Annotated in this window: 11 protein-coding genes; 7 read left to right on the top strand and 4 right to left on the bottom strand. The window is 44.1% G+C overall.

The genetic code is table 11. The annotated features are described in order from the left end of the window. The first annotated feature begins 183 nt into the window (after positions 1-183). Positions 184-441, top strand: a complete 258-nt coding sequence (locus tag DSL64_RS29145; protein ID WP_199539339.1) for a type II toxin-antitoxin system Phd/YefM family antitoxin — start codon at positions 184-186, stop codon at positions 439-441. Further along, a complete protein-coding gene (locus DSL64_RS06735; protein ID WP_115829892.1) occupies positions 438-836 on the top strand; it encodes a type II toxin-antitoxin system VapC family toxin in 399 nt (132 codons plus the stop codon). Before DSL64_RS29145 ends, DSL64_RS06735 begins: the two co-directional genes overlap by 4 nt. A 72-nt stretch (positions 837-908) precedes the next feature. Here the strand turns inward: DSL64_RS06735 and alaS are convergent, their stop codons facing one another. The 4 genes from alaS to DSL64_RS06715 form a co-directional block, all read right to left on the bottom strand. Next, on the bottom strand, positions 909-3,548 hold the full coding sequence (gene alaS / locus DSL64_RS06730; RefSeq protein WP_115829891.1) for an alanine--tRNA ligase: 2,640 nt from the start codon (positions 3,546-3,548) through the stop codon (positions 909-911). Positions 3,549-3,673: 125 nt separating this feature from the next. Beyond that, positions 3,674-4,099 (bottom strand): hypothetical protein, encoded by a 426-nt coding sequence (locus DSL64_RS06725; protein ID WP_115829890.1) that lies wholly within the window; start codon positions 4,097-4,099, stop codon positions 3,674-3,676. Between the two features lie 9 nt (positions 4,100-4,108). Continuing rightward, entirely contained in the window at positions 4,109-4,354 is a 246-nt protein-coding gene (locus DSL64_RS06720; protein WP_115829889.1) for a hypothetical protein, read from the bottom strand. 121 nt (positions 4,355-4,475) lie between these two features. Continuing rightward, positions 4,476-5,189, bottom strand: a complete 714-nt coding sequence (locus tag DSL64_RS06715; RefSeq protein WP_115829888.1) for an MBL fold metallo-hydrolase — start codon at positions 5,187-5,189, stop codon at positions 4,476-4,478. A 238-nt stretch (positions 5,190-5,427) separates the two neighbouring features. Here DSL64_RS06715 and DSL64_RS06710 point away from each other — a divergent pair, with 238 nt between their 5' ends. From DSL64_RS06710 to DSL64_RS06690, 5 genes are all read left to right on the top strand, one after another. Next, the gene (locus DSL64_RS06710; protein ID WP_115829887.1) at positions 5,428-5,808 is read left to right on the top strand and encodes a hypothetical protein; all 381 of its coding nucleotides are present in this window, start codon (positions 5,428-5,430) and stop codon (positions 5,806-5,808) included. Positions 5,809-6,003: 195 nt separating this feature from the next. Next, positions 6,004-6,717, top strand: a complete 714-nt coding sequence (locus DSL64_RS06705) for an RNA polymerase sigma factor (RefSeq protein WP_147300342.1) — start codon at positions 6,004-6,006, stop codon at positions 6,715-6,717. 168 nt (positions 6,718-6,885) lie between these two features. Next, positions 6,886-7,941: a FecR family protein gene (locus tag DSL64_RS06700; RefSeq protein ID WP_115829885.1), complete on the top strand. Its 1,056-nt coding sequence runs from the start codon at positions 6,886-6,888 to the stop codon at positions 7,939-7,941. Positions 7,942-8,102: 161 nt separating this feature from the next. After that, the gene (locus DSL64_RS06695) at positions 8,103-11,648 is read left to right on the top strand and encodes a SusC/RagA family TonB-linked outer membrane protein (protein WP_229216987.1); all 3,546 of its coding nucleotides are present in this window, start codon (positions 8,103-8,105) and stop codon (positions 11,646-11,648) included. A 16-nt stretch (positions 11,649-11,664) separates the two neighbouring features. Then, positions 11,665-13,512, top strand: coding sequence for a RagB/SusD family nutrient uptake outer membrane protein (locus DSL64_RS06690; RefSeq protein ID WP_115829884.1), 1,848 nt, complete (start codon positions 11,665-11,667; stop codon positions 13,510-13,512). Positions 13,513-13,515 lie beyond the last annotated feature (3 nt).

The following is a 13,515-nucleotide window of genomic DNA, read 5'->3' as shown; positions in this document are numbered from 1 at the left end:
TACGAGGCCCGTACGCACGGTGGTGTGAGAGGACGGAAAATGAAAGGAGGAAAACTTTCATTTTCCTCCTACTCGATTTGTCAGATAATTAAGTGTTTGAATATAAGAATTTTGTGTAATTAAATCGTTCTTGACAACTTGTCAGGAAATTTTTACATTTGTTGAAATCAAACCCGAGCAGAAATGAAAACGATGACAGTGGGCGAGTTTAAAGCGCAATTTTCGGATGTGATTGAGCAGGTGAAAGCCGGAGAGAAAATTGCTGTGACCTTCGGGAAAAAGAAGGAGGTGATCGGGTATTTTACTCCGGAAGACTCTGACGCTAAGGTGAAAAAAAAACAGCGTCCATTGGGTCCGTTAAAACATTTAGGGTATGTTATGGCAGATGATTTTTGCGCCAATGCTGAAGATGATTTTCCGATAAATGATGCGTCTTTATGAAATATTTACTGGATACGCATGTGCTGTTATGGTATTTATTTGAAGAAGAAAGGTTATCGGATCAGGTGGCTAATCTGCTGCAAGATTCAGAATCCAAAATTTATATAAGTGCGGTGACTTTTTGGGAAATATCAGTAAAGCAAAGTATTGGTAAATTGCAATTGAAGTCGATTACTCCGGCTCAACTCCCTGAACTTTGTTTATCCTTTGGCTTCACCAACATACCGCTATCTACTGCTGAGGCATCTTCATATTATCAGTTAAAAACAACACATCACAAAGATCCTTTTGACAGAATGTTAATTTGGCAGGCTGTGTGCAACGATTTTACTTTTATCAGTAATGACGGGAATATGGAGCCCTATAATTCGGATGGTCTCAAACTATTGTGGTAATTGTAAGCATCAAAACTAAAAGAGCCGCCCCTTACGAGACAGCACTTCTATCAAAAATCTTCAAATTTTCTATTAAAAAAGCTCCTTAGCTTTAGCAAGAGCCGTATCCAAACCACTTGCATCTGAACCTCCGGCAGTTGCGAAGAAAGGTTGTCCGCCTCCGCCGCCACGGATTTCTCTCGCAAGTTCTTTCACAATTTTACCTGCGTTCAAACCTGTTTCCTGTACGATGTTCTCAGCGATGAATACAGATAGCTGAGGTTTCCCGGCCACATCTGCACCTAATACCGCGATCAGATTTTCAACCTGATCTTTCAATTCGTAGGAAAGCTGCTTCAGAGAATCTGCTCCCGGAACATTTACCTTCTCAACAATCAGGTTAAAAGTTTTATGCTTTTCCATACCCGCGATCAGTTCCGCCTTCACCGATTGCAGCTTTTCGTTTTCCAAAGCAGCAATTTTCTTTTGCAGGCCATTGCGCTCTTCTACCAATCCTTCAAGAGCTTTGATAAGATCAGTAGGATTTTTTAATAGCTCTTTAACTTTGCTTAGTGTTTCTTCCTGCTGGCGCAACAGTTGTAGTGCTGCCTCACTCGTAACTGCTTCTACACGACGCACACCTGCCGAAACGGATCCCTCAGAAGTAAATTTGAACAAGCCGATTTCTCCGGTTGCCGGAACATGTGTACCACCACAAAGTTCGAAAGAGAACTTCGGATCGAAAATGATAAGTCTTACAAAATCACCATATTTTTCTCCGAATGTAGCTGTGGCTCCTGCATCCAACGCTTGCTGAATAGGTACATTACGACGTTCGTCTAACGCTATATTTTCGCGGATTTTACCGTTTACGATATCTTCAATTTTTTTCAGTTCTTCGTCGGTCACTTTCGAGAAGTGCGAGAAGTCAAAGCGCAATACTTCATCGTTCAGGTAAGAACCTTTCTGACCGATATGCGTACCCAATACTTCACGCATAGATGATAACATCAAGTGAGTAGCAGTGTGGTTGGCTTTAATTTTCGCACGACGAATAGTATCGATTTTTGCAACCACATGTTCCGCCTGCTGCAAGGTATCGTCAAGATTCTTATCAGTAGAAATATGAACAAAAAGGTCGTTCTCCTTTTTTGTATCAGAGATACGAATCGTTTTACCATTCGCTTCCAGCACCCCTGTATCACCAACCTGTCCACCCATTTCGGCATAGAACGGCGTACGATCAAGCACAATATGGTATTCTTCACCAGCTTTGGTTTTTACCTTGCGGTACTTCACAATGTTGCTGTGTGTTTCTTCAAAGTCGTAACCAAGGAATTCAACTCCTTCGGATTCACGCAATTCAATCCAGTCAGTAGCTTCTTTGGCTGCATCCTGACGTGAGCGTTTTTTCTGCTCCTGAAGCGCATCCTGAAAACCAGTTTCATCAATCTGGAAACCTTTTTCTCTGGCGATCAGCGCAGTAAGGTCAACAGGGAAACCGAAAGTATCGCTCAGTTCGAACACCTCGTCACCTGCGATTGTGTTCACACCGGCTTCCTTTTGCGCAGAGATGATCACATCCAGGCGTTTAAGTCCTGATTCGAGTGTTCTCAGGAAGCTTTTTTCTTCTTCCAGAATAACTCTGGTGACGAATTCTTCCTGCGCTTTCAGTTCTGTAAATACATCTTTGAATTGCTCAGCCAGTACAGGTACCAGTTTATGGAAGAATGGCTCCTGCAGTCCCAGATAAGAATAACCGTAACGTACAGCACGGCGAAGTATACGACGGATTACATAACCCGCTTTCACATTGGAAGGCAGCTGACCATCCGTAATTGCAAAAGAAACGGCACGGATGTGGTCTGCAATTACGCGCATGGCGATATCCGCAAACGGCTCATCATTGGCAGCATATTTTTTACCCGACAGCGTTTCCAATACACCAATCGTGTTTTGGAATACATCTGTGTCGTAATTTGACATTTTACTTTGAACAGCCATACAAAGGCGTTCGAAACCCATTCCGGTATCTACATGGGTAGCAGGCAGAGGTATCAGCGAGCTATCGGCTTTACGCTCAAACTGCATAAATACCAGGTTCCATATCTCCACTACCTGCGGGTGATCATTATTTACCAGAGATTTACCTGACACTAATGCAAGATCAGCTTCAGGTCTCAGGTCAATATGGATTTCGGAACATGGTCCGCATGGACCTGTGTCGCCCATTTCCCAGAAATTATCTTTCTTATTTCCCAGAATAATCCGGTCTTCACCAACGATTGGTTTCCACAAATCCCAGGCTTCCTGATCAAAAGGAACGCCGTCTTTGGAATCGCCTTCAAATACCGAAACATACATTCTTTCCTTTGGAAGTTTGTATACTTCTGTCAGCAGTTCCCAAGCCCAGCTAATTGCCTCTTTTTTGAAATAATCCCCGAAAGACCAGTTCCCAAGCATTTCGAACATGGTGTGGTGGTAGGTGTCAAAACCTACATCTTCCAGGTCGTTGTGTTTTCCTGATACGCGCAAACATTTCTGAGTATCCGCAATACGTGAGGAGGGAGGTGTGCCATTGCCAAGGAAAAAGTCTTTGAACTGCGCCATTCCCGAGTTGTTAAACATAAGGGTCGGGTCGTTTTTGGCCACAAGCGGAGCAGATGGCACGATTAAATGTCCTTTACTACGGAAAAAATCCAGAAAAGCCTGTCGTATTTGATGCGAAGTCATAAAATTATTTGCGTGTTGCGAGCAGGGTTATGCGATGTCCTGCATCTTTATTTTTTCGCAAATGTAATGAAAAAATAAAGCAGACCTTTAAAGCAAAATCACTTCAAAAGTCTGCTGCTTAATTTTCATGCCGTAATAGCTGCAAAATGGTGTACTTCAAGGTTCCTGATCACGTCATTACAGTTGGCGCAGGCTTCCATCCCGCGTTGCTCAAACCACCTGCATCGGTTTCGGATCGGGCAGTGTTGCGGCGCATCCGAAAGAGGGCTGTTCATGCGTTCGATGATTGCACTTACGAGCCCGCACTGATGTGCGCTATCGTTCCATTGATGGCAACCTTTTTCAATGCACTTGCCTGCAAACCGGAACCGTTCCTCTGCTGTACGTCCTTGTTGAGCTGTATCGACGAAAGTCTGATCTATGGTGATCGTCTCTTTCAGATAATCGATTTTTCCTTCGCTGTTCTGAATGCCGAACAATTTTGCCCCCGGCTTACTTACGTAGCTGGGGCATAACAAAGGATCTGTGGTTTGTTTCCGGGGAGTTTCCATATCAGTACATTATATACTGAATATGTCCTTGTGAATTTTGGCATAAATACCGTCGATGATCGGTCCCGGAATAAGCTTTACCTTCTCAAGTCTGATTTTCCTGCTCAATGCAAGATCTCCTCTGTTGTCGATAGAGGCAAGCTCTTTCATCACAACCTGTGCGATACCTGACGCGATTCTGTTGTGTTGCTCTTTGGTCAGTTCTACACCATCAAGTGCAGCCAGAAATTGTGTGGTTGTTGTTTCTGCTTTCATAACTTTGGATTGATTTGAGTTGAATTATATTCCAAAGTTATTTTGTTGTAATTCAGATTTTTAGAGGTTAAATACGTGATTTTTAGATCGCGTAGAAATCAGTCCATGTGCGTAATTTTCCTCACCTCCATTGCATGAGTGCTGCGTTCAGGACTTCTTCAACGCGGCGCCTGGGTTTATGAAAATAGGCCGTGCCGTGCCCAGGCAGCATAATGTCAGTGTCAATTCTGGCTATTTTCTTTAGGGATTCTGTGTAAATGCGCTTGTCAAAGTCTATAGATCCGCTCCAGCCGAAATCTCCTGAAAGCAAAGTACCTATAAGATCACCGCATACCAGCACATTTTTATGATCCCAAATAAATTTATAGGCAGTACATCCCATGCTGTGGCCGGGCACGTACAACGCCTGAATTGTTAGGTCGCCGATCTGAAAAAATTCCATATCGGCTACTACCTGATCTGCCTGCAAGGGAGTAAAAGTTTTATGATACAAAAATCCGCAGCACCTTTCATCCCCGGTCAGGATCGCATCAGCCGTTTCTATTGAAGCTAAAACAGGCACACCCGTTTTTTGCAATTGTGCTGCACCTCCTGCGTGATCCAGGTGTGCATGTGTGAGAATACAACATATAATGTCCGAGGACGGCATTCCCCAGTAAGCCATATTTTCAAAAATCTGATCCAGTGTATCCCCGCAACCACAATCGAAAAGAATAACACCTGCATCTGTTTTTAATGCATAACAATTGGCATCGTTCCATAATGCTCCGGGCTGGTCGAAAGTGATACCGTGCAGGTCTCCGCCGACCTGATATAAATTCTTTAAAAGCTGCATAATTCTTGCGTATATCCTGACTGACTTAATACCGTAAACCTATATCAAATGGACTATTGCAAGGTTTAATTGCCCTTTAAAACGCCGTAGGAATAAATTGAACATTCAGTTGAAATACGTTTGAGTATAAATTACTTTTGCCCTCCTTTTTTTAATGTGCCCTTCGATTAAACAGAAGCACAAATTATTGCCGTCTGGTGGGTTGCACTACCGGACTTAACGTTTTAATGCAGACGAGATGAAGCCGTATTCGGATTATTCAGCCGAGGAGTTAGCGATGGAAAATCTTTTTATAAGATGGGTCCGGTTTCCTGATGATCCGTCCATCCGTACTTTTTGGGAAAACTGGATCGTGAAGTATCCCTATATGAAAGCAAATGTGGAGCGGGCAAGGGAACTCGTACTTACTGCGTCTGATTGGAAACCTGATTCCCTCAGTAATCAGGAGGTCAATTCACTATGGGGTAGAATCCGAAATTCTCTGGAAATAATAGGTGAACGCGAAACATATGATCCGGAAGATAAATTTTTCAGTCTGAGATCCTGGACAGGCCGATTGGTCACCATTCTGGGACTGGTTGTGTTCCTTTTTTTTGTGGTGTATTTCGTGACCAAATAATCCTTTTAGCCATACCATCCCTACCACTTTAAAGCCAAAAGTTGCCGCCGCACTGCAACTGATGTTTTGTACAGATAATCCTGTTGTTATTGTATATTTTAAATATTTTAAGAAAAAAAATAATAATTAAGGGTGTGTTTTAAAAAGCGCGTCAAGGATTTAAAGCCGTGACCTTCGGGTACATTATTAACACTTGTGAAAGGAAAGCCTATGGATTTGAGCAATGATATGATTTTGTCTGGCGGTCAGATGGCACCGGTACAAAATCAGGAAGGGCAGGCGATTATCAGCGAACCGCAATGGGAGCAGATCAGACAGGGAGATTATACGGCCTTTGAGAAAGTATTTAAGACTTTTTATGCACAGCTTTTGAATTACGGACTGAGATTTGTCCGTGATGAAGAAGAGGTTAAGGATTGTATACAAACTCTTTTTCTCAATATCTGGGAAAGACGATGTTTCCTGGGACCGTGTGACTCCATAAGAAATTACCTGTTGGCTTCTCTGCGCCGGCATATGCTGAAACGATTGAAAGTTGCAGATCAGCTCGTTGGGCTGGATGAACACAACATGACTTTTCATATGGAGGCGTCTGTGGAAACCAGGTTGATTTATGACCAGACACTCGCAGAAAATATAGCGCTTGTAAAAAGCGCCATGAAAGTTCTTCCTGAAAGGCAAAAGGAGGCACTGTATCTTCGATTCTACGAAGACCGTTCATTCGCAGATATGGCCGCTATTATGAATATCTCCACAAGGGCAGTGTACAAGCTGGTTTACAAAGGACTGGATACTCTCAACGCCAGACTCAACACAGACAGCGAATCAAAAACTCCACATCTTTCCCCTCTCCAGTTTTTAATTGCGACAATAGGAGCAAATATCACGGCACAGTTGGTATTTAGTTAGGATATGCAAACGTTTGCCAAAGATTTAATAGATATCAAACGTCTGTATTTCAGTAGTTTAATCAATTTGTGAAATAAAATATTAAAATTTTATAAGAAAATGTGACTTTCGGAGGGTCACTTTGCAGGATAACCAGCTTTATTAATTTAAAGTCTAAATATTATCCTATTGAAAAAGGTTTACGACGAATATTCTTGTAACGATTTTGTTCTGGACGATGATTTCAGGGCCTGGGTACTGAGACACGAAAATGCCGGACTTTGGGAGGCACTCCTTCTCTCGAATCCTGCATTACGTACCGAAGCGGAACGTGCAAGAGTGATTGTATATGCACTTCATACCGAGCAGCACCCCGCGCTGATCGGTGATGCGAATGAACAATGGTTGCAGCTTGACAATGCGGTGAAGCAAGCTGATCAGGAACAAGATCCGGCACATCGTATTTCTTCCCGAAGCTTTTTATCAGGGTGGCAAATGGCTGCCGCTTCCGTCATGATACTCTGCTGCCTGGGTGCAGCTGTTTTTTTCTTCAAAGATACTTTTATGTCTGCTCCTGCGGTCAGTATGCAGGAGGTGACCGACGATGGTCAGCAAAAGACAATCGTTTTAAAGGACGGAACAAAGGTTAAGCTCAACTCTGGCTCTACTCTTACTTATCCCAAAACATTCGCTTCCGATGTAAGAGAGGTCACGCTGAAAGGGGAGGCTTTTTTCTCTGTTACCAAGAATCCGGATGCGCCGTTTATCATTCATACCGGCGATGTTACTACCAAAGTATTGGGTACGGAGTTTAACGTAAGTGCCTATCCTGAAAGCGGGGCGGTGCAAGTCGCCGTGGTCAGTGGCAAGGTGAAAGTGAATGCCAATGTGAAGCCGGGTGCCGAGAAAAACAGTGTGTGTCTGAATCCTAGTGAGATGGTCACTTTTGAAAAAAAGGAGCGGGAACTGCTGGTAAGCCCTTTCGATGCCAAAGATCAGATAGGCTGGAAAGACGGTATTCTGTACTTCGAGAAATCAGATTTCCCCTCAGCGATGAAGAAACTGGAAAGGTGGTACGGCATCAGGATACAGTTGCCGGCCGATTCCAGGAAATTAACTGACGCCGACTGGCGGTTCAGCGGGAAATTTCAGGATAAGGATATTGCCTATATCCTGAATGTAATGAGTTACCCCAATCGCTTTTCCTACACAATTGAAAATAAAAAAGTCAACCTGAACCTTTAACAACAACAACCGCTATGACACTGAACACGAGCTAAAAAAACCGGTAATTCAGAAGAATTACCGGTCCTGATTTTGACCTTACCAGAAACCAGAGTTGGCGCTCCATAAGATGACGGTAAGAGTCAGTTGTAATGAATTCGAAAATTCAAACAATCAAAAATATGGAATATAAACTACTACAACAAATTGCAGTAATGTCCAGATATGCCCTAGTCGGAATGGTGTTGCAATGCGTTTTTATAGGGTTACTTTCCGCATCAGAGGGTAATGCCCAGGAGAAAAGTATTGAGAAAATTATCATTTCGATTCACCTAGAAGATGTGCCGTTGGAAGATGCTTTTGTAGCCATCAATGACAAAACGGACTTTAATTTCCAGTATGATCAAACGCTGGTTCAGAATAAAAAGGTTGATCTCAATTTTACTTCCAGCAGTATTGGCAAAATCCTTCGTCACATTTCAAAGGAATCCAATGTGAGCTTTGCCAGAGTAAATGAAACCATCTATGTATCAGGTGCAAAAAAACAGCCTGTTACTGAGGTAATCAGCAAACCTAAACCCAGTTCGGTATTGCCTGCTCCCGTTGAAAAAATGAACATGACAGTAGACGAGTTCCATGCCAACAGGCTTACGCAGGTGATGAACAATAGCTTGCAAGCGATGGCGGTAACGGTATCCGGTGTTGTAAAAGGGGACAACGGAGAAGTATTGCCAGGTGTGAATGTGGTTGAAAAAGGTACAGTGAACGGACTTTCCACAGATACTGACGGAAGGTTCAAGATCATAGTTGCCAACAACAATTCAGTTTTGGTTTTCAGCTATATCGGGTACGTTAGTCAGGAGCATCCGGTGGGCGTAAAGCGAACTATGGAAGTGAAACTTGTTTCCGAAAACAAATCCCTTGAGGAAGTAGTGGTGGTAGGTTATGGTGTTCAGCGAAAGGAAAGTGTGGTCGGAGCCATCACTCAGGTGGACAACAAAGCTTTGATGCGCTCGGGAACGTCTAACATTACCAATGCCATTGCTGGTAAACTTTCCGGTGTACTTACCATGCAAGCCAGCGGTGAGCCGGGAAATGACCATTCGGAAATTATCATCCGCGGGCTTTCGAGCTGGAATGGTTCGCAACCGCTGATTATGGTGGATGGTGTGGAACGTGATTTCAAGGATATGGATCCAAATGAAATCGCTACAATCTCCGTACTGAAAGATGCTTCCGCAACTGCTGTGTTCGGGGCAAAAGGAGCTAACGGCGTAGTGATTGTAACGACGAAAAGAGGAGCTATAGGTAAACCCAAGTTGGATTTTACAGCCTCTTATGGTTTGGCCAAAGCAACGCGTATTCCTGATCATATCAGCTCGTACAGAACAATGACGATGTACAATCAGGCGCTGATGAACGGACAGCAGTTTACCGACCTGATTCCGCAGTATGCTTTAAACGAGTACAAAAGTCCCTCAACACCGCTGAACGCACTTCGGTATCCGGATGTGAACTGGTTTGATATCATGACCAAGCCTTTTGCAACCAATGCTAATGCAAACTTTAATGTGAGTGGCGGTACCAACTTTATCAAATACTTTGCTTCTGTAGGGTACACCTATCAGGGGGATTTTTTCAAAGCATATAAAGAAGGCTATGATGACACCCGTTATTGGTACAACAGGTTCAACTATCGGACTAATATTGATTTCAATCTCAGTAAAAGCACTACGCTTTCTTTGAATGTGGGAGGAGAAACGGGCGTAAAAAACCAGCCAAACGATACGCCATGGCGAAATCTGTATTCAACGGGGCCGTCGCGTTACCCTGCCTATTTTCCTGCCTGGGTATTGGAGCAGGTTCCTGATCCTGATTATCCCAATGACAGAGGTGATCGCCTTGCCATGAACTTCGGAGAATTTACAGGGAATCCGTATACGTCTATGAATCAGGGTTCCTTCAACAGGTACATAGATTCTCAGTTGTTTACCGATTTAATTCTGGATCAGAAACTGGATGGGATTACACAGGGATTGTCAGCGCGCGGAAAAGTTTCGCTAAGTACATTTTACAGAAACAGGTCGCTCACCGCCAGTTATACATTTCCGGAGTATCAGTTAAACTACGACAAGATTGGTACGGAAGAAAATCCATGGTTCAGAAACGGGCAGGGTAATGAGATGTTTCAGCAGGGACCGTTGGATATTAACGTAGGAGCACTTGAAGACAACCCTCCGTATTACATGGATCTGTACTATGAAGGTTCTTTGAATTACCTGCGCAGTTTTGGTAAACACAATGTTTCGGGTCTTGCGCTGGTGAACCGTCAGCAGAAAGACAGAAGAACAGATTTTCCCTATTACAATCAGGGACTTGTAGGCCGCGGTACATATGACTTTGCAGGTAAATACATGGTGGAGGTCAATGTTGGTCTTACGGGTTCCGAACGCTTTGCTCCGGGAAACAGATATGGTTTTTTCCCTTCAGGTGCGGTAGGTTACATGCTTTCAGAGGAGAAATTTTTCAAGAACGCATTACCTTGGGTGAGTAAACTTAAATTCCGTTATTCTGATGGAATGGTGGGTAGTGATATCGCTGCTAACAGATGGTTGTATCTGAGCGACTTTTACAAAGACAACAGCGGTTATATCCATGAAGACCTCGGGGCTAACCGGGTTTCGCAATGGGAGGAGGCTCGTAAGCGCGACCTCGGTATCGAGCTCGGTTTATGGAACGACAGCTTCAATTTTACCGTCGATTTCTTTGATGAGAAAAGAGAAAAAATGCTGCTCGTACCACGAAGCGTAACCATGATGGTAGGTAATTCATTCAAAGAACTGAACCTGGGGCGTCTTAAAAAGCATGGGATAGAGCTGGAAGCAGAATACCGCAAAACAATCAGCAATGGTCTTAATTATTTTGTGAAAGGGATTTTCGGGTTTAATGAAAATCGGATTCTTTTCAAAGATGATTTGCCTTACGCTTTTGATTACCAGAAGGATGCGAATAAACCTCTTGGCGCGCAACTAAGTGGCGTGGAACTTACAGGAAGTGGCTATTACTCTTCTGTAGATGACATCCATAACAACACGGCAGCCATTGATCTGTACAAGCTGAATGTAGGTGACTATAAGTTCCTGGATTACAATGGTGACGGAAAAATTACCAATCTGGATAAATACCCCATTCCCGGATCGGATTTTGCGCCAATCACCTATTCGTTCTCTGCCGGGTTTTCCTGGAAAAAGTTTGACTTCAACTTTATGTTCCAGGGCAACGTAGGCAAGTATGTTGAATTTAATCAGCCTTACGAAGTAGAGTTTATCAAAGGGGACTGGAGAGTCCACGCTTCTCAGCTTGATTATTGGACGCCGACAAACCCAAATGCCAATCACGCCACGTTGCATTATTCCGGTGGTGGTAGTACCGACAACCTTTTCTGGGGTGGTGGGGAGGCCGATAGAGGCTTTGATATTATGGTAGAGAACAGGTTCTGGAGGAATGCAAATTACCTGCGCCTGAGAGAAGTGTATGCAGCTTACACATTCAATTCCAAAGTTTTGCAGCGTGTATTGGGTACATCCAATCTGATGTTTTTTGTAACAGGAAATAATCTTTTCACCATCACCAAACTGATTGAAGGTGATCCCGAACGCAAAGATTTTAATCAGGGATTTTATCCGCAGATGACCACTTTGAAATTCGCCATCAGGGCGGCATTCTAAGCTAAACCTTTAACATATGAAAAAGTACTTCGCACTATTATGTGTACCGGTTTTATTGCTGGTACTGCTCTCGGGTTGTGTACAGAGTTATCTGGACCAGGCACCGGAGTCGGGTCTGGGACCTGAGGATGTATTCTCCAAATACGAAAACTTCAAGAAGTTTTTTGACACCATTTATGAAGGCAATAAACTGGACGGGACAACCTGGAGAGGCTACAACATCAAAAATGCCTACTCGCTGTATTTCGATTTCTGGGATCAGAAATATACCATGGAGTCGCTGACAGATATGAGCGATATGGGCCGGGTTATGGATGCGCAGGTCATCAAGAGCGGCTCCGTTTCAGCCATTATCAATAAAATGACCTATGACCAGGCGCGCCGCCCGATTCTGGGCTCGATGTTCAAAATTATCAGAGTTTGTAATACTTCCCTGCAAAATATTGATATGCTCAAAGATGTCAATGCGGTTGATATCAACGACTTCAAAGGGCAGGCGCATTTTATCAGGGCATTTGCACATTTCGAGCTTTTCCGGCTGTGGGGACCTATGCCATATCTTAACAAAGTGATTGGTCCTGACGATGAATGGGATATTGCCAGGTTATCCAAACACGAAACGCTGATTCGGATTGCTGCAGACATGGATACGGCAGCTTCTTATTTCAAAGCAGCTGATCTGATGCGTCGTGATCCGCCTCCGGGTATTGCCGGCCACCTTAACAATCCTGAACAAAAGCGCCCGAATGGAGTAGCTGCTTTGGCATTTAAAGCCCGTGCACTCTTGTATGCGGCAAGCCCGTTGAACAACGAACTCGGTGTGAAGGACTGGGAGGAAGCTGCAAAAGCCAATTGGGAGGCAATTAAAGTAGCTGAACAGTACGGATATGATCTTTTGCCACTGTCTGATTACAAGCGAAACTATATCGGAAATCAATATTCCAATGAGCAGCTCTGGGCATGGTCTGCCGGTACGAGAGCCTACAATGCCGGCGATTTGCAAGGGCAGGTAAATGGTGTATTCGGAGGAGGAAAAACGGGCTGGTCAGGCGAATGTCCCACACAGAATACAGTAGATAAATTTGAAACCAAATGGGGGGAGCCTTTGAACACCGAGGCTGATCGTGCCGCAGCCACAGCAGCGGGGCATTATAAGGAACAAGATCCTTATGCGAACCGGGATCCACGGTTTGCGATTGACATTATCTACAATCAGTCACAAATTCCAGGTTATGGCGCTGCCAAGATTTACTATGAAACCAATAATGGAGCCGCTATTTATGCAGAGTTGCTTGATCAGACGTATGCCGGTATTACCCGCACGGGTTATTATGAGCGCAAAACCTGGGGGGAGCAAAGCGTAAAAAACAAAACTACGCCTCAGTATACCGACCCGCTGATCCGTCTGGGCGAATTGTATCTGAATTATGCAGAGTCGGCTAATGAGGCCTACGGACCTGCGGGTGTTGCGCCGGGAGCTACCATGACCTCGCTGCAAGCTGTCAACAAGATCCGCACACGTGCCGGAATGCCTGATGTATTAACCGCCTATATCGGATCCAAGGACAAGCTGCGCGACCGGATCAAGAACGAAAGAACCATTGAGCTTTGCTTTGAAGGCGGGCATTACTTCCACGATATCCGGCGCTGGAAAGACGCTCCTCGCGTAATGAGCGGAACCTTGTACCGTGTGGACATTGAAAAGGTACCTGTGAGCGCTGCTTTTCCTACAGGCTTCAGATACACACGTATGCCAATGTCGGCCGACAGGCAGGTGCGCTGGAAGGATGCCATGTACTATTTTCCTTTCAATTCGGAAGACATGTACAAGATGAAAAATTTTGTTTCCAACGAAGTGTGGTAGCCT

This window comes from Dyadobacter luteus (assembly GCF_003383615.1).
Taxonomy (GTDB): domain Bacteria; phylum Bacteroidota; class Bacteroidia; order Cytophagales; family Spirosomataceae; genus Dyadobacter; species Dyadobacter luteus.
This window is presented reverse-complemented; position numbering and strand designations above follow the sequence as displayed.